Source organism: Sphingobacterium arenae, assembly GCF_014692505.1.
Classification (GTDB): domain Bacteria; phylum Bacteroidota; class Bacteroidia; order Sphingobacteriales; family Sphingobacteriaceae; genus Sphingobacterium; species Sphingobacterium arenae.
Window position 1 is genome coordinate 86453 of record NZ_JACNYK010000007.1, and the last position, 26175, is coordinate 112627.

The 26175-nt window shown below is 40.6% G+C and carries 20 protein-coding genes; 13 read left to right on the plus strand and 7 right to left on the minus strand.

What is annotated here, in order from left to right; all coding sequences use genetic code 11:
* The first annotated feature begins 177 nt into the window (after nt 1–177).
* The 4 genes from H8B17_RS18505 to H8B17_RS18520 all read left to right on the plus strand — a co-directional run bounded on the left by H8B17_RS18505 (nt 178) and on the right by H8B17_RS18520 (nt 3791).
* On the plus strand, nt 178–1299 hold the full coding sequence (locus tag H8B17_RS18505) for an amidohydrolase family protein (RefSeq protein WP_223816671.1): 1122 nt from the start codon (nt 178–180) through the stop codon (nt 1297–1299).
* Nucleotides 1300–1353: 54 nt separating this feature from the next.
* Nucleotides 1354–1632: an acylphosphatase gene (locus H8B17_RS18510; protein WP_190310726.1), complete on the plus strand. Its 279-nt coding sequence runs from the start codon at nt 1354–1356 to the stop codon at nt 1630–1632.
* Between the two features lie 5 nt (nt 1633–1637).
* Entirely contained in the window at nt 1638–3149 is a 1512-nt protein-coding gene (locus tag H8B17_RS18515; RefSeq protein ID WP_317171068.1) for an MATE family efflux transporter, read from the plus strand.
* A 78-nt stretch (nt 3150–3227) separates the two neighbouring features.
* Entirely contained in the window at nt 3228–3791 is a 564-nt protein-coding gene (locus H8B17_RS18520; RefSeq protein ID WP_190310727.1) for a hypothetical protein, read from the plus strand.
* Between the two features lie 6 nt (nt 3792–3797).
* Here H8B17_RS18520 and dusB read toward each other — a convergent pair whose 3' ends face one another.
* Nucleotides 3798–4796 carry a tRNA dihydrouridine synthase DusB gene (gene dusB, locus H8B17_RS18525; protein ID WP_190310728.1) on the minus strand — a complete coding sequence of 333 codons (999 nt, stop codon included), beginning with the start codon at nt 4794–4796 and terminating at the stop codon, nt 3798–3800.
* Nucleotides 4797–4948: 152 nt separating this feature from the next.
* Between dusB and H8B17_RS18530 the strand changes: the two genes are divergently transcribed.
* The 3 genes from H8B17_RS18530 to H8B17_RS18540 all read left to right on the plus strand — a co-directional run bounded on the left by H8B17_RS18530 (nt 4949) and on the right by H8B17_RS18540 (nt 7598).
* Nucleotides 4949–5800, plus strand: coding sequence for a DUF4271 domain-containing protein (locus tag H8B17_RS18530; protein ID WP_190310729.1), 852 nt, complete (start codon nt 4949–4951; stop codon nt 5798–5800).
* Nucleotides 5801–5811: 11 nt separating this feature from the next.
* Entirely contained in the window at nt 5812–6579 is a 768-nt protein-coding gene (locus H8B17_RS18535) for a uroporphyrinogen-III synthase (protein ID WP_190310730.1), read from the plus strand.
* 146 nt (nt 6580–6725) lie between these two features.
* Nucleotides 6726–7598, plus strand: a complete 873-nt coding sequence (locus tag H8B17_RS18540; RefSeq protein ID WP_190310731.1) for a cupin-like domain-containing protein — start codon at nt 6726–6728, stop codon at nt 7596–7598.
* 23 nt (nt 7599–7621) lie between these two features.
* Here H8B17_RS18540 and trpC read toward each other — a convergent pair whose 3' ends face one another.
* From trpC to trmD, 4 genes are all read right to left on the minus strand, one after another.
* Nucleotides 7622–8407 carry an indole-3-glycerol phosphate synthase TrpC gene (gene trpC / locus H8B17_RS18545; protein WP_190310732.1) on the minus strand — a complete coding sequence of 262 codons (786 nt, stop codon included), beginning with the start codon at nt 8405–8407 and terminating at the stop codon, nt 7622–7624.
* Complete coding sequence (locus tag H8B17_RS18550; protein ID WP_190310733.1) at nt 8391–8978, minus strand: anthranilate synthase component II; 588 nt, start codon at nt 8976–8978, stop codon at nt 8391–8393. Before H8B17_RS18550 ends, trpC begins: the two co-directional genes overlap by 17 nt.
* Before the next feature lie 89 nt (nt 8979–9067).
* Complete coding sequence (locus tag H8B17_RS18555) at nt 9068–10474, minus strand: anthranilate synthase component I family protein (protein WP_380934022.1); 1407 nt, start codon at nt 10472–10474, stop codon at nt 9068–9070.
* A 267-nt stretch (nt 10475–10741) separates the two neighbouring features.
* A complete protein-coding gene (trmD, locus tag H8B17_RS18560; protein WP_190310734.1) occupies nt 10742–11419 on the minus strand; it encodes a tRNA (guanosine(37)-N1)-methyltransferase TrmD in 678 nt (225 codons plus the stop codon).
* A 653-nt stretch (nt 11420–12072) separates the two neighbouring features.
* Here trmD and H8B17_RS18565 point away from each other — a divergent pair.
* The 4 genes from H8B17_RS18565 (at nt 12073) to H8B17_RS18580 (ending at nt 22077) form a co-directional block, all read left to right on the plus strand.
* On the plus strand, nt 12073–15309 hold the full coding sequence (locus H8B17_RS18565; protein ID WP_190310735.1) for a SusC/RagA family TonB-linked outer membrane protein: 3237 nt from the start codon (nt 12073–12075) through the stop codon (nt 15307–15309).
* An 11-nt stretch (nt 15310–15320) separates the two neighbouring features.
* Complete coding sequence (locus H8B17_RS18570) at nt 15321–16820, plus strand: RagB/SusD family nutrient uptake outer membrane protein (protein ID WP_190310736.1); 1500 nt, start codon at nt 15321–15323, stop codon at nt 16818–16820.
* A 456-nt stretch (nt 16821–17276) separates the two neighbouring features.
* Entirely contained in the window at nt 17277–20489 is a 3213-nt protein-coding gene (locus H8B17_RS18575; RefSeq protein WP_190310737.1) for a SusC/RagA family TonB-linked outer membrane protein, read from the plus strand.
* A gap of 4 nt (nt 20490–20493) precedes the next feature.
* Complete coding sequence (locus H8B17_RS18580) at nt 20494–22077, plus strand: SusD/RagB family nutrient-binding outer membrane lipoprotein (RefSeq protein WP_190310738.1); 1584 nt, start codon at nt 20494–20496, stop codon at nt 22075–22077.
* Nucleotides 22078–22164: 87 nt separating this feature from the next.
* On the opposite strand, the gene H8B17_RS18585 is transcribed toward H8B17_RS18580, so the two are convergent.
* Complete coding sequence (locus H8B17_RS18585) at nt 22165–22869, minus strand: hypothetical protein (RefSeq protein WP_190310739.1); 705 nt, start codon at nt 22867–22869, stop codon at nt 22165–22167.
* Nucleotides 22870–23055: 186 nt separating this feature from the next.
* Between H8B17_RS18585 and H8B17_RS18590 the strand changes: the two genes are divergently transcribed.
* Together H8B17_RS18590 and H8B17_RS18595 are read left to right on the plus strand one after the other, a co-directional pair.
* Nucleotides 23056–24240, plus strand: a complete 1185-nt coding sequence (locus H8B17_RS18590; protein ID WP_190310740.1) for a hypothetical protein — start codon at nt 23056–23058, stop codon at nt 24238–24240.
* Nucleotides 24241–24306: 66 nt separating this feature from the next.
* Nucleotides 24307–25338: a GntR family transcriptional regulator gene (locus H8B17_RS18595; protein WP_190310741.1), complete on the plus strand. Its 1032-nt coding sequence runs from the start codon at nt 24307–24309 to the stop codon at nt 25336–25338.
* A gap of 22 nt (nt 25339–25360) precedes the next feature.
* On the opposite strand, the gene H8B17_RS18600 is transcribed toward H8B17_RS18595, so the two are convergent.
* The gene (locus H8B17_RS18600; RefSeq protein WP_190310742.1) at nt 25361–26062 is read right to left on the minus strand and encodes an NUDIX hydrolase; all 702 of its coding nucleotides are present in this window, start codon (nt 26060–26062) and stop codon (nt 25361–25363) included.
* Nucleotides 26063–26175 lie beyond the last annotated feature (113 nt).

Consider the following 26175-nt stretch of genomic DNA (forward strand, 5'->3'; position numbering starts at 1 on the left):
TCTTTGCGTTTATTGAAAAAACAAGGCACCCCTTTTCGATAAATACAAAACTAAAGATTAATTTGGTATAATCAAATTATGGCTTCATTTTTGATTACATATAGATAACAAATTATTTCAATTAGTTAAATGAGGTATATTTCAGCAAGCATTGTGATTCCTGTAAAAGGGAGTTTCATGAGAAAAGGTGTCGTTGCTATGGATGAATATGGCGCGATCAAGGGTGTTTATGAGGAAACAGATCCAGCCGTATCGGATGTAAAAATAGAATTTTATGATGGCGTTTTAATACCCGGTTTTGTGAATACGCATTGCCATATCGAGCTGTCTCATATGCTTGGTAAAACAAAAAAAGGAACTGGACTGCCGCGCTTTTTGGCCGATGTTATGAAAAAGCGGGATACCAAAGAAAAAGATATTTTAGCAAAAATTCAGGCGGCCGATGAGATGATGTTTAAAAACGGAATCCAGGCTGTGGGAGATCATGTTAATACCGAGTTGTCTGCGAAAACAAAAGCCGGTAGCCCAATCAAGTACCATACTTTCGTCGAAGTCATGGCGATGACCAAGGAAGATATCCAACCACGCGTGGATAAAGCACGTGACATCGAGTTTTATTTTGACGCTAACCACACTTCCATTACACCGCACGCGCCATATTCGTGTTCAAAAGAGCTGTTTAAGGCATTTCGTAAATTGGTGAATGAGGATAATATTTTGAGTGTGCACAATCAAGAAAGTGATGAGGAGAATAAGCTTTATCGCTATAGACAGGGAGAGTTCCTCGATTTTTACAAAGAAATGGGACTGCATGCAGATGCATTCAAAGCACAGGCGAGAAATTCCATCCAATCCTATCTGACACACCTGTCGAAGAATAATCCCCTTATTTTGGTTCATAATACCTATATGTCGTTAAAGGATGTGGATTTTATTGAACGCTTGGGTAGAGATGTCTATTTCTGTATGTGTCCAAAATCCAACCTATTTATTGAAGGTAAATTGCCTAAAATACTCAATTTTATTCCCAATCAGAACCGTATGGTGATCGGGACAGACAGCCTGGCTTCGAACGACACGTTGGATATATTAGAGGAACTGAAGGTGATTTCCTCACATTACAATCAACTGGATTTCTTACAAATTCTACCTTGGGCAACGATTAATGGGGCAGAAGCATTAGGTCTTGCTGACGAGTTGGGGTCTATCGAAGTCGGAAAAACGCCAGGTCTAGTCTTGCTAGAGGGCATGAATAACCTGCGTCTGACAGAACGGGTTACACTGAAAAGAATAGTTTAGTTTTTTTCTATAAGAATTCGTGAATGCCCCGCATTTTCTCTAAGTTTGACCGTGATGAAACATCTTCGTATTACAGTTGCGGGCAAAGTGCAGGGCGTATATTATCGAGCGACATGTAAAGCTGTTGCTGATCAGCTTGGGCTTAAGGGATTTGTCATGAACCAGCCCGATGGTTCGGTGTACATAGAGGCCGAAGGCAATGCCTTTGCGCTAGACGGTTTGTTGGAATTCTGCCGCGAGGGACCGGATGGCGCAGAGGTTTCGGAGGTATCTGTTGTTGAAGAAGCCTTAAGGGGGTTTAAGAATTTTGTAGTCGTAAAAAAGAAAATATAGCCGACGTGTCTTCTATCAAAAAATTTGTAAGTGATACGGTGATTTATGGTTTTACAACCATTGTTCCCCGCATGATCGGTTTTTTGATGACGCCGATTTATCTTCGCAAATTTAAAGATGCTGCGGTATATGGCGTCTATTCAAACCTCTACGCCTGGGTTTCTATGTGGAATGCTATTCTGGCATTTGGAATGGAAACCACATATTTCCGTTTTTTGCAAAAAGTTGATTCCAAAGATAAGGATCGGGTCTTCAACAATAGCTTTGTCGTCACGTTGCTTACCTCCTTGCTGTTGTTGGCATCTGTTTTTACTTTTATTGATCCCATATCGACTTGGTTTGCCGGAGAGGGGGATGCCACAGAATATGCCAGCTATATCCAATATTTTGTATTTATTTTGGTAGCTGATGCGTTAGCGGTCGTACCTTTTGCTAAATTAAGGGCACAAGGACGCCCCATCCGTTATAGCTACATCAAGTTTATCAATATCTTCATTACTGTTCTTGCTAACTTATTTTTTATCGTTTACTTATCTAACTGGACGAAATCGTCTACCTTTTGGGCTGATTTTGCTTCAGGTTGGTTTCGGGAGGGATGGATTGGTTATGTTTTTATTTCCAATTTGCTAGCCAGTAGCATAACATTACTTTTGTTGATACCGGAAATGTTGACATTAAGGTTGCGTATCGACAGACCACTTATGAAAAGCATGCTAGCCTACAGTTTTCCCATTTTGATTGCCAACATATCGTTTATTATCAATGAGAACTTGGATAAGATGTTTTTTCCAAAATTATTACCTGGAGAATATGGAAAAACCGAACTTGGTATATACGGCGCTGTGAGCAAAATTGCTATTTTTCTAAACTTATTTATCACCGCTTTTCGTCTAGGTGCAGAGCCTTTCTTTTTTTCATACGCTAAAAATGAAAATGCCTCCCGTACCTATGCCAAGATTATGGAGTACTTTGTGATGTTGATGGTCTTGGTCATGGTGGGTATTACGGTGAATTTGGATTGGCTTAAGGACTTTATCAAAGGAAATGAACTCCAACCAGACATCTACTGGACAGGATTAAAAGTCGTGCCGTTCATACTTTTAAACTTTGTTTTATTAGGGATATATATGAACCTATCCGTGTGGTATAAATTGACTGACCAGACACGGTTTGCCTTATATATATCGTTGACCGGTGCGTTAGTGACGATCATCTTGAATTTTCTGCTGATCCCCATTTATTCATATCCAGGCGCGGTTGCTACAACCACTGCGGCCTACTTGGTTATGATCGCATTGTCACTCTACTGGGGCCAGAAATATTATCCGGTACCTTACCATTTCCTTAAAATAGCACTTTATCTTGTGGGCGGATTAGCGGTTTCTCTTGCCAGTTTCTTTATTTTTGATAGCGACTTTTGGATAGGCAACGGATTGCTGTTGGTGTTCTGTACAATCATCATTTCTTTGGAAAAGAAGAATATAGAGCAAGTGCTGGCACAGCGGAAAAAAACTTGAAATAACGTAGCATTTAATGTTTCCATACCGTTTACCTGTTTATTAACATGTAATATCATTTCTAATAATTATTGACATATGAAGAAAACCTTATTTTTAACCGGACTGTTGCTTTTTGTTTTTTCATTGCTTAGCCAAGCGCAATCCAGACGAGAAAGAATTATGGAGAAAAAAAACCACATTATGATCGATCCGTTGACCTTAATTGCCGCACCGGCTATTAATATGTCATACGAACGGGTTATCACCGAAGAATTTGGTCTGGGCGTACACGGTTTGTTTGGTGTAGGCGATACGGACGACTACGGGGATTGGATAGATCATGTTGTGCAAGTTTCTCCTTTTGCAAAAGTATTTTTGGCAGGTTCGCATGGAGCGGGTTTTTTTATGGAGGCTTTCGTGCCGATTACAAGTGAGAAGGGGTATTTTGGAACGTATGATACGGAACGTGGAAATTATGTAGAAACCGCGAGAAGAAATACATCGGTAGGTCTGGGTGTAGGATTAGGCGGCAAGTGGCTGTTAAAAAGAAGCTTAATGCTGGAAGTCGGCGGAGGTCTTGGACGTAAACTGATCAATAAAGATCAAGGTCAGGAATCACTGACTGGAAAATGGATGATTGGGCTGGGGTACGCATTTTAAGCGGCCCTACATCACCATATCTTCTGCAAACCTTTCCTTTATTTCTTCCAATACCTCGAGGATTTCATTATGGTTTCCTAGTCCTACCAATTTTGTACGATATTCCTTGAAATTCGGTATACCCTTAAAATAATTAGCGTAATGACGACGCATTTCAAAGATGCCGGTTTTATCTCCCTTCCATTCAATGGATTTAATCAAATGGGTCTTGCATACGTCCACGCGTTCGTCGATACTTGGACCTTCTAATCGCTCTCCTGTTTCAAAGAAGTGCTTGATTTCTCGAAATATCCAAGGATATCCGATGGATGCACGGCCAATCATAATGCCGTCTACCTCATATTCCATACGCCACGCAGCGGCTTTTTCCACCGAATCGACGTCGCCGTTCCCAAAAATAGGGATATGAATACGCGGGTTGCGTTTTACATCCCGTATCATGTTCCAATCGGCCTGACCTTTGTACATCTGTGCCCTTGTACGTCCGTGGATCGCTAATGCTTTGATCCCCACATCCTGCAGACGTTCCGCTACTTCATACACATTTTTCGTGTTATCATCCCAACCCAGACGGGTCTTTACGGTTACCGGCAGTGGAGTCGCATCCACAACGGCTTTGGTCATGGCAACCATTTTATCGATATCCTGTAGAAGACTGGCGCCTGCACCGCGGCAAGCAACGTTCTTTACCGGGCAACCGTAGTTGATGTCTATTAAATCCGGATGAGCTAGTGTGCATATTTCCGCGGATTGCCGCATACTTTCAATATCCGAACCGAATATCTGTATACCAATAGGGCGTTCATATTCAAAGATATCAAGCTTCTGTTTCGATTTTGCCGCGTCACGAATCAATCCCTCGGAAGAAATAAATTCCGTATACATCATATCCACGCCGTTTTGTTTACACACATAACGAAACGGCGGATCACTGACATCCTCCATCGGAGCCAGTAATAACGGGAATTTACCTAAATCAATATGTTCACCGATCTTAACAGCCATTGTGTATACTTTTTTGCAAAGTTACGGAAAAAATCTTCTACCCCATTTTCTTAACGTAAAAGAGGCAAGATTATACTAACTTTACACCGAAGTAAGAAATTTATTGAATGTATCTATTGCGGCATATTTTTTTGAGTGGCATACTGTGTTTAATGATGAGCTTGGCTTGGGCGAACAGTGTACAACAGGATAAAATTGATACCTTTGATTATGTGTTTCCGCCGGCAGATCGTCCGAATAAACTCGTTGAAGAATTATTCTCCGATGTGGAGCAGCGTAGCATACATTTAATCGCCACTTTGGATTACATCGCCTCTAAAAAAGGACCAGGCGATGGTTTGCCCCATGGGCAAGGCGAAACAAAAACCGAGCGCCCTATATGGGTATTGCTCGTCGTATTTTTACTGTTTTTCGCTGTTGCTATTGTGCGTCTCGCTTTCCCCGCAGATTTTAGTATGATTGTACAAGCTTATTATGACGAACGAACCCTGCAACAGGTCAGCAAAGAAGATAACATGCTAACGTCGTGGCCCTATATATTCCTCTATCTTATTTTTAGTTTGGCGTTGGGGCTCTTTATCGTCCTGATGGAGTCATCCTTTGTACGTTTGGATATCCTTAGTTGGGAGAACTACGTACGTACAGCCTTCTTTGTTGCTCTCTTATTTATTGTTAAGATCCTCTTAATCCGATTTATTTCGTTTGTATTTGAAATAGATCGGTCTGTGCGTGAGTATGTAACGATTCTTTATCTGGTTTACTTCAACAGTATGCTTTTTTTGATGCCTTTTCTTTTGGTAGCCATATTCGTCCCTATAGCTTACTTTAAGATTCTGTTAATTTTGTTTACGGTATCGGTATCTATCTTGTTCATATATAGATTTTTAAGGACGGCCTTCCGGCTATTCGGAAATCTGAAGTTTTCGATTTTTTATTTAATTCTGTATCTTTGCGCACTTGAAGTCGCACCGATTCTAATATTGGTTAGAACATTGAGCAATTAAAAAAATTGAATATGCAAGTAGATGAAGCAAGAGCCAAGAAGGTAAAAAGTATATTAGTTACCTTGCCTAAACCTGAAAATGATAAGTCTCCGTATTTTGCGTTAGCAGAAAAATATAACTTAAAATTAGACTTTCGAGGGTTCATTCATGTCGAAGGAGTGCCGGCGAGGGAAGTGCGTAAGGATAAGATTAATTTTACAGATTTTACAGCAGTTATCTTTACCAGTAAGAATGCGGTCGATCACTTTTTTCGGGTATGTGAGGAAATGCGGTTTGAGGTAACATCAGACATGAAATACTTCTGTATATCCGAGGCCATTGCACTTTATTTGCAAAAATATATTCAATATCGTAAGCGTAAAATTTTCTTTGGTAAACAATCTGCCAAGGACTTAGAAGAAGTGCTTACGAAGCATAGCAAAGAAAAATTTCTTTTCCCTTGTTCCGATGTTGCCAATGAAGAGACACAAAAATGGCTACAAGATAACGGGTATGACTTTACCCCCGCCGTGCTATTCCGCACCGTAATCAGCGATATTCAGGATTTGGAGAATGTGTTCTACGATGTTATCGTTTTCTTCAGCCCCTCGAGCGTGCAGTCGTTGTTTGAGAATTTTCCAGATTTCAAACAAAAAGACACCCGAATAGCTGCATTTGGAGCTACAACCCAACAGGAATTGCTTAATCATGATTTAGTATTAGATATACCAGCTCCTACGCCCGAAGCACCAAGCATGACCATGGCGGTAGAGCAATATATCAAACAGGTGAATAAATAAGAGGAAATATGGCGCTTACCGTTTCTTATTTAGAATATTCTATTTAATTTGCGTGGATATGGATGCGATAAAATTTAAATTATCGTATCGTTATTTAAGAGGAATATTTTTTTAAGTTTGTAAATAGTTGTTAAGCGTAAGAACTTGTGAAACTAAAACCAGTAAATAGTATATCAGGAATATCTCCAAAGGACTTTGTTCGAGATTATCTCAACAAGGGGCAGCCGGTTATCATTAAAGACTTTATTAGTAAAGAAAGTCCGTGCTGGAACAAATGGAGTTACGATTATTTCAAGGAAATAGCGGGTAATGAACAAGTAGATATATACGGACGTGAAGAGGAGTCCCAAAACCATGCCGCTAGTCCGCCTGTTGGAAGAATGAGTTTTGGTGAGTATCTTGATAAAATAAGTAAAGAACCAACAGAGCTCCGTTTGTTTCTTTTCAATTTGATGAAGATTAGACCAGAGTTGAAAAAAGACGTGATTTATAATGACGTTACAGGAGGTAAGGTTTTGCAATGGTTGCCTTATATGTTTTTCGGAGGAGAAGGTTCGGCAACCCGAAACCACTTCGATATTGACATGTCGCACGTCTTCATTTCGCAGTTTCAGGGAGCCAAACGGATTTGGGTTTTTCCGAATAATCAGTCCGATTTGATGTACAAGCTGCCTTATAACTTTCATAGCATCGCTAATTTGAAAACAAGTAGCCAAGAAGAGTTTCCAGCGTTAAAGCTGCTAGAAGGCTATGAAGCTGTTATTCGCGCTGGTGATACGCTCTATATGCCAGCAGGCTGGTGGCATTATATACAATATGAAACAGAAGGGTATTCCATATCGGTGCGGGCACTGGCCAATTCTCTTAGCGAAAAAATAAAAGGGGCTAGAAACCTGTTTGTCACGCGTTACTTTGATGATACGATGCGAAAAGTATTCAAAGAGAAATGGCTTGATTATAAGATCAAAACTGCTCGACTACGGGCGGACAAAGCAATGCGTAAACAGCAAAAGAAATAAAAAATAGGGGCGTATATACGCCCCTATTTTATTTTTTCTACGAATTCTTTTATCGCTTTGCTTGGATTTTTGGTCTTCATGAAATTTTCACCGATCAAAAACCCTTGGAAACCTGCTTTTCTTAACGCTTTGATCGTGTCTGGGTTCGATATACCACTTTCTGACACCTTGATGAACCCATCCGGAATTTTATTAACCAAATCATAGGAATGATTTAAGTCTACTTCGAAATCTTTTAGATTGCGATTATTCACACCGATAGCATCGATGCTATCAAAGAGATTACGTTGCAGCTCTTCCTCGTTATGTACCTCTAAAAGTACATTCAGCCCCAGTGATTTTGCGTACTGAGAATACGTTTCTATTTCTTTGTTATCCAAACAGGCTGCAATCAAGAGGATAATATCAGCCCCGTAAGCTTTGGCTTCGGCTATCTGATACGTATCAACTATAAATTCTTTGCGTAGCAAGGGGATAGTCAATGCTTCCCGCGCCACGGGCATATCTGCCAGCGAACCTTGGAAAAAATCGGAGTCTGTCAAGACCGATACAGCGGAGGCGCCGGCTTCCTGATACCCTTTGACAACCTCCTCAACAGTTGACGTTCCGTTGATGATCCCTTTTGACGGCGAGGCCCGTTTATATTCTGCGATGATACTCGTTCGTTCCGGGTGAAGTATGGAGTCTTTAAGCGAGTAACAAGTCCTGCTGAAAAGTGGATAATGCTCCAGTTCTTCCAATGAAACTTGCTTTTTCGCTTCTGCTACCTCTACTTTTTTTCGTTCGATTATTTTATCTAGTATAGTCATTTCCGATCCAATTTTCCATTAATTTCTTCCCATTTGTTGTTAACACCGACTCGGGGTGAAACTGCACACTACATACATCATACGCTGTATGTCTTAAGGCCATAATGACACCATCAGGGTCTCGTGCCGTTACATGAAGACAGCTTGGGAGATTTTCTTCGGAGACTGCCCAAGAATGATACCGTCCAATTTTAGAATCCTTTGGGAAATCTTGAAAGAGTTTCTCCGTTTCGTCGGTGATCATAATATCGGTGGCGACCCCATGCAGGGGTTTAGGCATATTGTATAACGTTCCTCCGAAAACCTCTGCAATTGCCTGTTGGCCTAGGCATATACCCAAGATGCGTTTAGAAGGAGTGTACCGACGGATCACATCCAATAATAGCCCCGCTTCCTCTGGTATACCCGGCCCGGGGGACAACAGTATACTGTTAAAAGGCTCGACGTCGTCCAATTCGAACTTGTCGTTCCTCCACACAATATAATCTTGTCCTAATTCCTGTAATAAATGCACGAGATTATAAGTGAAAGAATCGTAATTATCGATTACCAAAATCTTATTGTTATTCATATGTATATAACTATTCGTCTATTGTCTGTGTATTAATGCACGCATGAATGCTTCGTATCTTGTCTTTTAATGACCGATTTTATGGTGTATTATAGCGTTTCTGCAATTTCCAATGCACGACGTAATGCCGCGATTTTGTTATTGACTTCCTGTAGCTCCTTTTCAGGGTCAGAATCCAGAACGATCCCGGCGCCAGCTTGGTAATGCAGTACATTCTGCTTACTTAGAAAGGAGCGAATCATGATGGCATGGTTGAAGTCACCATTAAAACCCATATAGCCAATAGCTCCGGAATAGAACGAACGCTGTAAACCTTCGTATCGGTCAATCAGTGTGAGCGCTTTATGTTTTGGAGCGCCTGATAATGTGCCGGCTGGGAAGGTGTCGCCTACGACATCAAAAGGATTGGAAGCTGGGTTTAGTTTGCCCGATACTTTGGATACTAAGTGGATAATATGAGAATAATATTGTGCTTCTTTATAGGATGTTACTTTTACGTTGCTGCAATGCCGACTCAAATCATTGCGAGCTAAGTCAACTAACATCACATGTTCTGCAGATTCCTTCGGGTCATTTTTTAGTTCTTCTGCGATCTTTTCATCTGTTTCCATGTCGCCGGTACGTTTAAACGTCCCAGCAATGGGGTATATGGTAGCTTCCTCTTTTTTAATCGTCAATTGTGCTTCTGGCGACGAACCGAATAACTTGAAATCACCGTAGTCGAAATAGAAAAGATAAGGTGAAGGGTTGACGGAACGCAGTGCACGGTACACATTAAACTCGTCGCCCGAAAACGGTGTGGAGAATGCCCGTGATGGCACGATTTGGAAAACATCTCCACGCTGTATATGATACTTCATCTTGTCGACCAAGCTCCGGAAGTCCTCATCGCTCATATTAGAAGCTTCTCCACCCTGACGTTTAAAATGATATTCTGGAAAATTTTTATTCTGTATTAAATATTCCAACCTATCTAGATCAGAAGATTCGTCGGTCAGTAGATTCTCGAATATATAAAGCTGATTCCTAAAATGGTCTATAGCGATAACATAGCGATACACATGGTACTGCATGTAGGGGATTTCACGTGCCGGATGTTTGTCTACGGTTAACGTTATATCTTCGAAATGCTCCACCGCATCAAAGGTAAAGTATCCGAACAATCCAGACGAGATCACGTTCACATCTTCCATTTCTTGTTGTGAAAAGAGTTGGCGGAAAGCGGAAACTTCCTCTCGCAGATTGATTTCGTTTGCTGGTTTATAGGTAGCTTTCCCGTTAGGTTCTAGGATACGCAGATGTTCGTCATTAAGGGTGATGCCTGCAATCGGCTCGCAGCAAATATAGCTGATATTATTATCGCGGCTATGGTATTCCGAACTCTCCAACAATAGGCTGTTGGGAAAGGTATCCCGTAGGCGGAGATAGATGCTCACTGGCGTTGTTGTGTCGGCCAGTATCTTTCTGTAATTTGTTTTCAGTGTATATTTCATCATTTCCCTGATTTTTCTTTACCTTTTTCCAAAGGAACGTAATTTAACTAAAAAAGCCCGACGATTAATCGTCGGGCTTACTTTCAAAATGGTTTTGGTTGATTATGAATATTCTCAGTTACATACAAAACGCATTCCCGACGCTACTTGCTTCGAGCCACCACCAATTTGTATGTAATTTTTTCATGATCATTTGTGTAGCGCAAATTTATGAATATTTTTTATTTAGCAAACTTTTTTTGATAAAAAAATAAAAAATAACGATTAATCTTAGTCATTTAACAAATCTGGACGACGGTCTTCGGTGCGTTTCAGTTGTTGTTCGTGCCGCCAAGCGGCAATTTTCGCTTCGTGGCCACTCAGCAGTACTTCCGGAACACGATGGCTACGCCATTCGGCAGGCCTGGTGTATATAGGCGCATCCAGTAGTCCATCTTGAAAAGAATCTGACAGCGCGGAAGTTTCATCGGACAGTACGCCCGGTATTAAACGAACGACCGCATCAACCACAATGGCTGCGGGTAGTTCTCCTCCCGACAATACATAGTCTCCGATGGAAATTTCTCTGGTTACGAATACGTCCCGGATACGTTGATCAATTCCCTTATAGTGTCCGCAAAGGATAATGACGTTCTCGACCGACGACAGTGCGTTGGCTATTTCTTGGTTTAGCGTTTCCCCATCTGGTGTCATGTAGATTACTTCATCATATGACCGCTCTGCCTGTAATTTTTCGATACAGGCCGCAAACGGTTCGATTTGCATCACCATACCTGAGCCACCTCCGTAGGGATAGTCGTCTACCGATTTATGCTTGTTTGTTGCATAATCTCGTAGGTTATGAACATGGATTTCGACCAAACCCTTATGTTGAGCACGTTGTAAAATAGAATGTGCAAAAGGACTCTCCAATAAACCTGGTAATACAGTGATGATATCAAAGCGCATGGTACAAAGATAGATTTTTATGCGTATTTAACCGCCTATTTCGATGTAGCTTTTTTCTTACAAAATATAATATTTATATACTTGTCCCCGGAGATTATATCTGTTTTTAGTCTACGATATGTGATGTTTATGTTTTGTTTTTGTTAATTTATTTAGAATAAAATTTTGTGTTTTTTGTATTTTTATATTCTATTATTTTGCTGTGTTTTGTTTCCTGTTTTGTATTCTTTCCGTCGTTTTATTGATGTGATATCAGTGTTTGTGTTAGTTTTTTTGAAAAGTTGCAAGAACAAAGTTATTTTTTTATGTTTGCATAGTTTAACAATTTTTAACAGTTACAGCGTGGTGTGAATGCGTTTTCTGTTAGTGGGAGATATAGAAAAATTGATTGACTAAACAAACAACAACACAGATGAAACGGAATTTATTAACTTCTTCATTGCATTTTCTTTGTTAGGGCGGTAACTTTTTCGCATACGTATAAACTGCGTACGATAGAGGTTTAAAATCACTTGACTGGGTTTGCTTTAGCTTGTAGCGTTATCACATAGTAACGCGGTGCTGAAGTGACAATGCAACAACTTTGTCTATATGTCAGTGGTTTCTGGAACAACATAAGCAATAATCAAATTTAAAAACTAAACAAACACAACATGAAACAAAAATTACTCAGTTTATTTTTTGTGCTGACGTGCCTAATAGGAGTGTCTTTTGCACAAAGTCGACAGGTGAGTGGGCGTGTTACGTCTACAAGTGATGGGAATCCGCTAGCTGGGGTATCTGTAGCAATTGTTGGAACGTCTACGGCCGCACAAACAGATGGTTCTGGCAATTATTCCATTCAAGTTTCCGGAGACAATGCAACCTTGGCATTTTCCTATTTAGGGTATGCCAATCAGCGCATAGAAGTTGGGGCACGTTCAGTTGTAAATGTCCAATTGATCAGTGACGCCGAAATGCTGGAGGAAGTTGTTGTGCACGTGCCTTATGGAACAATTAAAAAGACGGCTTTTACGGGATCTGAATCTACCATTTCTTCAGAGACTTTTGAAAAGCAACAAGTGTCTTCCTTTACAAAAGCTTTGGAGGGCACTGTAGCAGGTCTTCAGGCAACAAATGGTGGTGGAGCTCCTGGAACAAACGCGGATATCCGTATCCGTGGTATAGGATCAGTGAATGCTAATTCCTCACCGTTGTATGTAATCGATGGGGTGCCTTATAGTGGTTCGCAAGTATCTATTTCTACGGACGATATTGAAAGTACCACGGTATTGAAAGACGCTGCTGCAACTGCGTTGTATGGTTCTCGTGCAGCAAATGGAGTGGTGATGATTACGACAAAAAGAGGCCGTGCAAACGAATCTAAGCTAAATTTTACTGCGAGATTAGGCTTTTTGAATCGTGCGATTCCCGAATATGATCGTGTGAGCATCCCACAATATTATGAAGGAATGTGGCATGCGACACGTAACCGATTAGCCAGAGCCTCCGATAATGCAGGCTTGCCGATTGACGAAGTTAATGAAATGGCTTCTGCCGGTTTGATTCCTGGATTAGTTTATAATGTTACCGACCAACCTAATAATCAGGTTGTACTACCTAATGGACAGTTTAATCCGGATGCGAAGATCCTTTATCAAGATGATTGGCAAGACGTGCTTTTTAGAACACCTTTTAGACAAGATTATAACTTAAATTATTCGGGAGGTTCCGAAAAATCCTCACATTATGTATCATTTGGTTATCTAAATGAGCCGGGATTTGTGAAGTTTTCCGACTACGAGCGTTTCAATGCACGTGCTAATATCAATAGCAACATTACGAATTGGTTAACGGGTGGCATGAACTTGGATGGTGCGTTGGGCTATCAAGACAATGTGTGGTCCCGGGGTGGCACACAAACAACGAATCCGTTCTATTATACGCGTGTAATGGGACCTATATATCCGGTATGGCAGCGTGATGCAGAGGGGAATTTTGTCCCAGATCCTGTAACGGGGGCTGATCGCATGTTGGATTGGGGCTTAAGCGAACAGATGGGTGCTAGACCGTATGCGGGAAACTCTAATTTATTAGGATCGCTTGATTTGGATGATAGAAGTGCAAAAATTGGAAATGTAAACTTCAACACTTTTTTAGAGGCTAGCTTTTTAAATGATTTTACATTTAGAACGACATTAGGGGGGAACTATTTTAATAGATATGGGACCTCTTTTCAAAACTCAGAGTTTGGTGATGCACAAAATGTAAAAGGACGTTCGACAAAAATGCAAAACAGGCAATTTTCTTTTACGTTTAACCAAGTTCTAACTTATGATAAAACGTTCAACGAAGATCATAATATCAATGTGATGGTAGGGCACGAAAACTATCGTCTGGAAAGTAATTTCTTATTGGCTACACGTAGTGGCTTCCCATTCCCAGGCAATAGTGAACTTGCGCCAGCTTCTGTATTGGAAGATGCGACTTCATATGAGAATTACCATCGTATCGAAAGTTACTTTAGTCGTGTAAATTATACTTTCACAGATAAATATTTGTTGTCTGCTAGTTTTCGACGAGACGGTACTTCTCGTTTTTATCCTGGAATAGATGGTAAGGGGAGCAATCAATGGGGGAACTTTTTCTCGGTAGGTGCGGGTTGGCGCCTTAGTGAAGAAGCATTCTTAAAGGATGTAAGTTGGATTAATGAATTGAAGTTGCGCGCAAGTTACGGCGAACAGGGCAATGAGGGGGTGGTACAAGCGCGGACGAGTGACGAAGTGGAAAGCAACGGCGAAAATCCTACCAGTACGGACATTGACAATTTTTATGGCTGGCAGAGTTTGTATGCGCTGGGCTGGAATAACGTTGGACGGCCTGGAGCGATTATCTCCACGCTGGAAAACCACACGTTAAGCTGGGAAAAGAATAGAGCAGTGAATATTGGATTAGATTTCACCTTATTCAATAGAAAAATTGATGGTACCATTGAATGGTATAACAGAGAGTCATCCAATTTGCTTTTTCAAGTACCGATCGCCATGTCGACTGGTATGACTTCTATTTGGAGAAACATCGGTGCCATGTATAATCGTGGTATTGATATCCAAATAGGTTATAATGCGATAAGGACTTTAGATTTTGACTGGAGAATCGATTTGAACGTCAGTCATTATAAAAATAGGATTACGAAACTGCCAGAGGCAAATAGAGAAGACGGTATTATCAGTGGAACCAAGAAATTGATGGAAGGGGAGGATTTATACCAATTCTGGTTAAGGGATTATGCGGGCGTTAATCCGGAAAACGGTGATGCGTTGTGGTATGTGGACGAAGTTGATGAGGGTGGCAATGTGACGGGACGCACCACCACCAATAATGTAAATAATGCTACCTTTTATTATCATGGTTCCGCTATCCCAGATGCGGTTGGTGGTTTAACCAACTCTTTTAGGTATAAACAATTTGATTTATCTGTTCTCTTGACCTACCAATTTGGAGGTAAATTTTATGATGGAAACTATGCTGCACTAATGCATATGGGTAGCTACGGTACCCACTGGCATAAGGATATTTTGAATGCTTGGAAAGCGCCGGGGGATATGACGGATGTACCGCGTCTTCAAAACGCTATCGCTGGAGCGAACGCTGGAAATTCACAGTCATCTCGCTTCCTGTTCGATGCGACATATATGAATATTAAAAACATTACGTTAGGTTATCGCTTTGATACAGCAGTAGCAACAAGAATGGGACTTTCTGGTCTTCGCATATTTGCAAACGTCGATAATGCGGCCATCTTTACGAAAAGAAAAGGAATGGATCCTACGCGCGCTTTTACAGGAACGTCGGATTATACTTATCCGGCGATGCGTAATTTCACATTTGGTGTAACTATTGGACTATAATAGCAATTAAGATGAATACAATATATAGAAAATTAGCGGTAGGCGCGTTAGCCTTTTCCATGTTAACGATAAGCTGTAAGAAAGACTATCTGGTTACTAACCCGACAGCAAGCGTGGGTGAAGAAGATGTCTTTCAAAATACGGAAGGCGCAATGGTAGCTTTGGATGGTACGATACGCACCATGTATAGTTCACTGACTAATCATGGCAATTTTGGACAAAAAGCCTACGATTTAGTTGCGGACTTGATGGGGGAAGATATGGTCGTACATACACAAGGATACAATTGGTTTAATAGTGATTACAATTATTCAATTTTTAGTAATGCGCGACCAGAGCAAAGACCGGATCGTACCTGGCGTTATTATTATCGTATCATTAATAACGTCAATCGTATTTTGATTCGATTGCCAGAGATAGAAGGAACTGATGAGGAAAAAGCGTATTTGGAAGGTCAGTCTCTGGCTTTGCGAGCACATTCATACTTTTATTTGGCGACGTTCTTCGGCCAAAATACGGAAAGTTCGCCAGGTGTACCGATTTATTTGGAACCAACGCAAGATGGAAATCCAAGAAGTACTGTGGGACAAGTCTATGATCAAATTTATACGGATTTGACCCGAGCGGAATCCTTACTGGGCAGTAGTCGTGAACATATTTCACATGTTAATCAATCCGTTGTACAGGGTATATTTGCCCGCGTAGCGTTGCAAAGAGGTGATTACCCAAAGGCTTTGGAGATGGCAGATAAGGCGATCACAAATAGCGGAAGAAGTTTATACAGTACTACGCAGTATACAGCCGCGGGCTTCAATACCGTTGGTGCTGCGGAATGGATGTGGGGAGGAGAGGTTAATGTGGAGCAGGCGACTATCTTTGCGTCTTTCTATTCCCACATGGATAACAGACCGGCTACAGGTGGTTACGCGGCATTAGGGGGGCAAAAGAAAATTACAAAGGCATTATACGATCAAATTGCAGATGACGATGTCAGAAAGACCCTATTCCAGGGCACTCCGAATGCCAGTATGCCAATTTATGCGCAACAAAAATTCCAACTGAGGACACCGGGAAATTGGGCTTCAGACTACCTCTTTATGCGTTTAGCAGAAATGTACCTAATTAAGGCAGAGGCCCAAGCGCGTGAGTCTGGACAGACAAATGCAGCGATACAAACTTTAGAGGAACTCGTGAAAACTCGTTACGCTGGTTATAGTGCTTCGGGTTTAAGCGGAAATGCTTTGATTGATGAAATTTTATTGCAACGTAAGATTGAACTTTGGGGTGAAGGTTTTGGTATTTTAGATGTTCGCCGCCTGGGCAAGGGGCTCAACCGCCCGACAGGTCCGGGCAATCATGGTGGTAGTAACTTAAATGGCAACGGAGAGAATAATTTTTCCCATGATGTTACATCGCTACCGGCAGAATCGAATAAATGGTTGTTTGCGATTCCGCAAGATGAAATAAATGCGAACGAATCGTTGTCTTCAGCAGATCAAAATCCCAGCTAAGGATTTGGTGTACAAATAATAGTTTTATCTTAAGACGAACCGTATCAGTATTACAGCTGATGCGGTTCTTTGTTAATACATGATATGCAAGCTGATATTTGTTCCAATTCTAGCGCAGCTCAAATCATGTTACATTTTTAGGTTGTTAGAGAAATAATTTAGTTGCAAAAGCATTTGTTAAAGCCTTACAATGCAGATGTTTTCCTTTCTTTTGTATAAAAAAACTTAAATCATTTTATTTTTTATAAAATGTCCTATATTTGTAATATTTAACAATTTTTAACAAAAGGTAATTTGGTATCCAAACAAGCGGAAAGAAGATTATTGCTCGTGAACTTTACAGTTAAAAAAAATCTGATTAGAGGTTTCGCAGATTGCTATTTTTGAAATATTCTATTTGTTCAGGCAGCGTTGAAAAAACTATAACAAAACAATTTTTACTAAACACACACAAACATGAAACAAAAATTACTCAGTTTAATTTTTGCGCTGACATGCCTGGTAGGGGTATCGTTTGCACAAAATCGACAAGTGAGTGGTCGTGTGACGTCGGCTAGCGATGGAAACCCTTTGGCGGGTGTTTCCGTGGCTATTGTCGGAACATCAAACGCTACTCAAACAGACGGCTCTGGAAATTATTCCATTGAGGTAACCGGGAACGATGCCACTTTAGCATTTTCGTATATTGGTTACGATAGCCAACGTGTGGCAGTGGGTAGTCGTGCGGTTGTAAATGTCCAACTCGCTGGCGGTGGCGAGGCTTTGGAAGAAGTGGTGGTGACGGCCATGGGTATAACCAGAGAGAAGCGTGCGCTAGCTACCGCCACGCAAGAGGTAAAAGGAGATGCATTAACCCAAGCGGCAAACAGCAATTTAGCAACTGCCATTCAAGGTAAGGTTTCCGGAGTAGAAGTAACACCATCTTCGGGTATGCCGGGCGCTTCTGCAAAGATTACGATTCGTGGTTCTCGTTCTTTTACAGGAGATAATACGCCTTTATATGTGATAGATGGTATGCCAATAGCTTCTACAGCAGATGTTTCAACAGGCGACGGAGTAACAGGGTCTGATTACTCAGCTAGGGGATTAGATATCGATCCCAATGACATCGAGAGTATCAACATTTTGAAAGGACAGGCAGCATCTGCACTTTATGGTATGCGTGCTTCTAACGGTGCGATTATCATCACAACGAAAAGTGGAAAAAACGCGCCAAAAGGTAAGGCTCAAATTACTTATAATTCAAATGTGTCCTTTGATAAAATATCCGTATTGCCTGATTTTCAGAAGACTTATGCGCAGGGAGTTCAAGATAGAACTACAAATTGGGTGCCTACCTTTGATCCGACATCCTCTACTGTTTGGGGCCCTCGCATAGATCAATTACACCTAAGCCCTTCGCACGGTGGGGAGACAGATAACGATTACACACAAGAATACGGTAGACAACCAGGCAAATACTATGTGCCTCAGCGGGCTGCAGCTGGATTAGACCCTTGGGCTACACCACAGGCGTACGACAATGCAAAGGAGTTTTTTAATGTGGGGAACACGTACAACAACTCGCTAAACGTGATACAAGGTCTTGAAAGAGGACATTATTCTATGTCTTTGGGGTCTACAAATTCACGTGGTATTGTGCCGTCTACGGGCTTAGATCGGTACAATGCAAAACTTGCAACACAGCTTAATCTTTCGGACAAATGGACGACTGGTTTTACCGGAAACTATGTGAACTCTAGCATTTCTAAACAGACAAGTGCGAACGATGGTATTATCGCGACGATTTTCGGCGCACCTGCTTCCTACGATCTGAAAGGTATTCCAAATCACATTGAGAACAATCCTTATTCACAAAACAACTACAGGGGAGGTTCTTTTGATAACCCTTATTGGGCTACTCAGCACAACAGTTTTACCGAGAAAACACAGCGTTTCTTTGGTAATGGTTTTGCGCAGTATGCTACAGAATTGGCAAGCAATCAGAAATTAACCTTAAAATATCAACTTGGGGTAGATTCCTATACGTCTAACTATTCTGATCTATGGGGGTTTGGTAAGGGAGGTACACCTAGAGGGCAAGTGGAAAACTACCACTATTCCGTTACCGAGTTAAACTCATTAGCCACGGCAGCTTACAACTGGAAGATAAACGAAGACTTGGTCTTTGACGCCTTGGTCGGTAATGAGATTGTGGATAGGAACCGCCGTTATGACTATGGTTTTGGATCCGGGTTTAACTTCTCGGGTTGGAATCATATGAATAATGCAACTACTTATACAGCAGAGCAGGATCTAAGACACACGCGTACGTTCGGATTGTTCGGGAACTTAAACTTAGCGTATAGGAACATGTTGTATTTGAACGTGACAGGACGTAACGATGTAGTCTCTAATATGCCACGTGATAACCGGTCATTCTTTTACCCATCTGTATCTGCATCCTTTGTCTTTACGGAACTTGAAGGATTGCAAAGTGAAGTATTGAACTTTGGTAAATTACGGGCTTCTTACGCTGAAGTAGGACAGGCAGGGAACTATTACGATTCTTATTATACTACGCCGACTTATGGTGGGGGTTTCTCATCAGGAACTCCCATAATCTATCCGCTCGGACCAAACAATACAGTCGCGTTTACACCCGATGGCATTTTATACGATCCGGCATTGAGACCGCAAAATACTAGGTCATATGAGATTGGTACAGACTTAACTTTCTTAAACGGTCTTTTCGACTTGAGTTATACGTTCTCTCGTCAGGATGTAAAGGATCAGATTTTTGAAGTTCCTTTGGGCGGTTCTAGTGGATACACCAGTATTGTCACCAATGGTGGTAAGGTGCACACCAATGCCCATGAGGTCACGTTAAATGTGGCACCTTTCCGCGAAGGAGATTTCCGTTGGGACTTCGCGTTTAATTTCACCAAAATTGATAACTATGTGGACGAACTTGCGGAAGGTGTGCAAAATATCTTTTTAGGCGGATTCGTGGAACCACAGGTTCGTGCGGGTATAGGTGAGAAATTTCCCGTTATTTATGGTACTTCCTTTCTAAGAAATGATGCAGGACAAATTGTAGTAGATGCACAGGGGATGCCGCAACCAGGTGATCAAATGGTAATTGGTCGGATAGCACCCGATTTTATTCTAGGTTTCAACACAAGATTAGAGTATAAGAAAGTCAGAGTATCCGCTGTTCTAGATTGGAAACAAGGTGGACAGATGTTGCATGCTACGTCAACCCTTTTAGATTTTTACGGAACGTCACAGAAATCTGCCGATTTCAGAGGTGGTTCTCCTTTCTTGTTTGAAGAAGCCGCAGTTAAAGAAACTGCCCCTGGCTCTGGTCAATATGTAGAAAATGATATCGCAATTGATCCAAGTAGAGCATTTGATTATTTTAACAGGTTGAATAACATATCTGAAAGCTCGGTTACAGGCAATTCATTTGTGAAATTAAGGGAGGTTTCAATAGGCTACCCGGTGTATTCGAACACTAGATTTGCAGTGGATGTAAATGCTTTTGCACGTAACCTTATTCTGTGGTCTGAACTAAAAGGTTTTGATCCAGAAGCCTCTCAAGGTAACACCAATATGTCCGGAGCGTTCGAACGCTTTTCATTGCCTGGGGCATCGAGCTATGGTTTGGGGTTGAACGTTAAATTTTAAGATAATGAAATTCAGAAACAATATATACAAACTTATGGCATTGGGTATGCTAGCAGCCCCAATAGCCTTTTCGTCCTGCTCAGAGGATAGAATGGATGAAATCAATTTCAATCCGAACAACCCTCGTGATACCGAAGCAAAATTCCTCTTGGCTGATGTAATTGTTGGTACAGCAGTAAGCAGTGTGGGAGGAGATTTAAATACCTACCTTGGAGCCTATGTTGAGCACGAAGCAGGGTCACATAATCAATTATGGAATGCGGAACATCGTGAAGGGGAACCGCAGTTAGCAACAACATTCAATAACAGTTGGAACAGTATTTATACTGTCGTTAGGAACGCTCGTATTATCGTAGAGAAATGTTCGGAGGGTGGTTCACAAGAAGGGAACTTTGCTACGTTAGGTGTAGGACAGATTATGTTGGCTTACAACATGGCCATCTTAACCGATATGTACGGTGATATACCTTTCTCGGAAGCGTTTGACCCTTTTGGTAATAAAACTCCTCAACTTGATAAACAGGAAGTGCTATATGCGGAAATCTTAGGCTTGTTGGACGCCGCCATTGAAAATATTCCAAAAGGTGATACGCACGTTACTGGAACTTATACTACCCACGACTTATTATATGGTGGTAATAATTCGAAGTGGATAAAACTGGCATATGGTTTGAAAGCAAGGTACACGATGCGTCTATTAAACGTGACTGCCGACAAAACACAGGCGCTAGAAGATGTTATTGAGTTTGTGGATAATTCATTTGTCAGTGCATCAGATGAGGCTGCATTCAATGTGTATGATGCTCAAAACTTAAACCCTTTGTTTGATTTTCAATGGTCGCGAGATGCTTTAGCTGCCAGCAAGAGTATCGCGGATAAGATGATTGAACGAAACGATCCACGACGTAACCGTAATTTCACGAATAACGATTGGAAGCAAGTTAACGAAATGGAAACTGGAAACGATTCGTATAACTTATTAGCAACAAACGGAGATAACGGTCAAATACAAGCACCTCCCTTGACTTCGACTTTTGTATACTCTCAAACGGCTTCGACACAATTGTTGAGCTATCATGAGATACTATTCTTAAAGGGCGAAGCTATGCAACGATTGCAAAGATCAACTGCAGATATAGAACCTGTTCTAAAGAGTGCGATAGAAGCGGCGATTATTAACTCAGAGAAATCTGTTGAGACAGCTTTTGTCGCGCCACTGCCTAATTTGTATGGAGGTATTTCAGAAACTGCTCCAGACATTACAGCAGACGACATTGATGCATATTTTGAGGATGAAGTGAAACCTTTATTCCAAGTCGAACCATTAAAAGAGATTGCCATACAGAAATACTTGGCATTCTTTGGCGCATCTGGTGAATCTACAGAAATGTATAACGATATCCGTAGATGGAAAGCATTAGGGGAAGATTTGATAGAATTGAAAAATCCGAACAATGCGAGTAAATTTCCATTGCGTTTACCTTATGGTGCTTCGGAAACAACAACGAATCCAAATGTAGAAGCAGCATACGGAAACGGGACTTATGTTTATTCCGAAAATGTTTGGTGGGCAGGCGGAACACGTTAATTGAGTTGCTTCCACCACAGATCATACATCTGTAATTATAAAACAAGAAATCCCGGATTTATATCCGGGATTTCTTGTTTTATAATCTTAATGGACAACTGTTTCTATGACCGGCTTCCCGCTTATACATGATACGGCTTTTGTTAAGGTTTCACATTTAATTTGAATACATGACCTATTGTCAAGTTGATGTTTTCTGTTTATTAGACGATTGTATATTTCTATTTTTTCAATTACCTCCGACACACGGATAGTTTTGTGCACTGCTATAGGTTCGAAACAACATTCAGCAAGGTAAAGCGGAAAGACGGTCCAATCAGTAGGATCGATACAGGGGGTATCATTATAGAAATTTTTGATTTCATCATAACGAATAGGCAACTCTTCGTTTATTTCTTCTATAGATAAATCTTGAACAAAAATAAGTTTTGCAATGTTGTCTTCGCATGTTTTGCGTAAGGGAGGGTTAGGTTTATAAAAGGAGTCAAAGTATATACCTTCTCGACCGGCAGCTTTGTACATTTCCGTTCGAAGTTGTTCGAGTTCTAAATATAATTTATGGAACGCGACCTTGATAGAAGGGTGGACTAAGAAATAGTCTGAGAACATGCTCCCGGAAGAGATGGTTTCAAATTCTTGAATATTCTTGCAGGATACGGATTCGGTTAACGCGATTATTTCCTCAGATTTTTCCTTGGTCAGCTGCAACCAATATTGATAAGGATATTCTTTGTCGCTTTTGCAGGCGAATAAGTACAAAGCGATAAACAGTAAAAAAAAAATTCTTTTCATTTTTATAGAGATTGGTGTTTGTAATTGATATCTAATGAAACGAATGGTCATTTGATAAAGCTACATAAGTAATGAAATAACCAACATGCCGTATTTTATAGCGATTAAATGTTGCAGAAAGTAGCTTTAATAACTTCCATTTTGGAAAAAAGATGTATTTTCACCCCACACTAAATTTTAGCCTTTATGAAATATACAATCTTTCTTTTGTTATTCTTTTTCGTGCTACAGATCGGTTCTGCCCAAGTTGCTTATGAACAAGGTTATTTTATCGACAACAATGGGAAAAGGAAGGCATGCCTGATTAAAGATAGGGGATGGAAAAATAATCCTTCGTCTATAACGTATAGATTGTCGGAAGATACCCCAGAAATCACATTGGAAAGCTACGATATGAAAGAATTTGGAATAGGGAATGGTATACGGTATTCCAGACAGCGGATCGCGTTGGAGATCTCTTCTGATAAAATCACAAATCTTTCGAATTCTCCTGACTTGAATTTAGTGGATACCGTTGTATTATTGAAACACGAGGTGGAGGGGAAAGCTTCCTTATTTTCATTTTGTTCCAATTTCCTTGCGAATCGTTATTTCTACCAGATAGACGCCGATTCGATCAAGCCTTTGATTTATAGGTTACATTCACCGGATGGGATTAAGATTATAAAAAACACCCTGTATAAAGAACAGCTCCGTGACGCTATATCTTGTGGAGAGGGTGGAAAATACGTACAAAGAATGTCTTACAATTTACCAATGTTGCGCAAGTTTTTCACACGTTATAACCAATGTCAAGAAAGTAATTATCACGTTTTAAACGAATATCAAAAGAAGGCACAGTTTACGTTTACACCAAAGGTAGGAGTGGAATACGCGTCGGTTGAAGCCTCCAATACAGCAACGAGTATGTACGGATCATTTCCAAATAAGATAGGGCCGAGAATCGGATTGGAGTTGGAATACATTATTCCTTATTTTAAGAATCAGTGGAGTATTTTTGCAGATCCTTCTTTTGTATCATATCATGCTAATAGTACCACTTCCCCGTCAATGGAAATACAATACAATTCGATCGATATCCCTATCGGATTACGAAAGTATTTTTTTATTCGAAATCATTCGGCGATATCCCTGAATGTATTTACGGCTTTCAATATCGATATAAATTCCCAACTAAATACGCGAAATACGCCTCTAAAGACGGGAAGCAATATGAATTTTGGTGGAGCTGTTGGTTACGTATGGAAGGGGAAGTATGTAGCCCAGTTGAAATATAATTTACCTAAAAACATCACAGCAGATTATTTATTTTGGCAAACAAAATATCGGAGCACCAGTTTGACATTTGGATACCGCTTCGGAGGAAGGTAGTTGCTTGAACTTGCGTTTTTTCGAAAAAAAGCGTTTCTTTAACCTCCCATAGTTATTAGGAATAATATGAGCGACGTTGATTTTATCAAAAGCATTCAGATCAGTGAATTTTCGTCTACACCGAAGTATCTGCAATTAGCAGATGCAGTTATCGAAGGTGTTCGAAAAAACCAATTAAAACAGGGGGATATCTTACCCTCTATTAACGAAGTAAGCGTATATTTTGATATTTCCAGGGATACGGTAGAGAAGGGCTACAGACACCTTAAAAGTTTGGATATTATTTCCTCCACACCTGGGAAGGGTTATTTTGTCGCCAAATCAGATGTGGTAAGCAAGCAGAAGATTGCCTTATTTCTGAATAAACTGAGTGCCCATAAAAAAATTATCTACGATGCATTTGCCCGCGAATTGGGCGACGAAACATCTTTGGATTTATTTGTGTATAACAGTGATATTTCGCACCTGCGTAGCTTGTTGTTGAATTTAACGAAGCAGTACGACCATTATGTGGTATTTCCCCACTTCAAAGAAGGAAGCGATCAGGCCCCGGAGGTGCTCGGGCTTATTCCGATAGACAAGCTGATGTTGTTAGGGAAACTAATAGACGGGCTAAACGGAAATTTTGACGCCGTTTATGAAAATTACGAAAAGGATATTTACGAAGCATTAGAAAAGATGGTCGTGCCCCTAGCTCGGTACAGGACATTGAAACTTGTTTTTCCAGACCATAGCGATTATCCGAAAGCGATTATCAAAGGTTTCTATAGGTTTTGTCAGCAGTACGCGTTTGATCACCTCCTCGTAGGTGATTTATCTGCCGAACCACTGAAAAAAGGCGAGTGCTATATTATGCTGGCTGAAGATGACCTGGTTCTTGTATTAGAGAAGTCGATTATCAAAGACTATCAAATTGGAAAAGACATCGGTGTTATTTCCTATAATGAAACACCGCTAAAAAAATTTATCCTTAACGGGATAGCAACCATCTCGACAGATTTTGAGCTGATGGGAAAAAATGCTGCACAAATCATCAAAAAACAAAAAAAGGAACAGAAAGAAAACCCATTCTACGTTAATATCCGGCCGTCCTTATAGTTCTTGATCCGGAAGAAATCATTTATAGCTCAACCGACCAGCTGGGTAGGTAGCGTAAGAACGACATAATTTTCTCTTTATAGAGATCCATATTTAAGCGATAAAAAAAGGCTCCTTTTCTGGAATTGGATTTGTCTTTTTCGTTGAGCTTGATAAGAAGGCCAGAGGAAAGAAGTTTTCGACTGAAATTTCGTTTATCCAGCTCTATATTGTACACACATTCATATAAAGAGGCGATTTGCGGGATTGTGAATTTTTGGGGCAATAACTCAAATAAAATAGGATATAGTGCCGCCTTCGTACGCAGGGTATGTTTTGCGGCAGAAATCATATCTTCATGATCAAAGATAAGTTTCGGATGTTCCTCTAACGGAAACCATTTTGCTTCATACTCCTCGCTCAAAATATGTCGGTATTGCGTAGCGTCGATCAAGGCAAAATAAACGATGCTCACTACACGGCGTTCTTCACGTCCGGGTTCACCGAATATGCCGCAGTTTTCCATATAAACATCCTTTAAATTGGTGAGCTTTTGGAGCACACGCGACGCCGCTTTTTCCGGACTCTCCTCGTCATATACAAACCCGCCCATCAAACTCCACTTGTTGCGTTCCGGGGCAATTCCTCTTTTTACTAATAATATTTCCAATGATTCGCCATTAAAGCCTAGAATGACACAATCTACGGCCAGTAATGTCTGAGGTTCATTTTTGTAAAACTCCATATGTTTATTGAAAGTTTTTTTCACGTTAACAAATTGTTGATTTGTCCGGGTAAGATATGGACAATTATATTTATTCTCATCAAAATAAAATAAAATTTTCAGTTTTCTAAAAT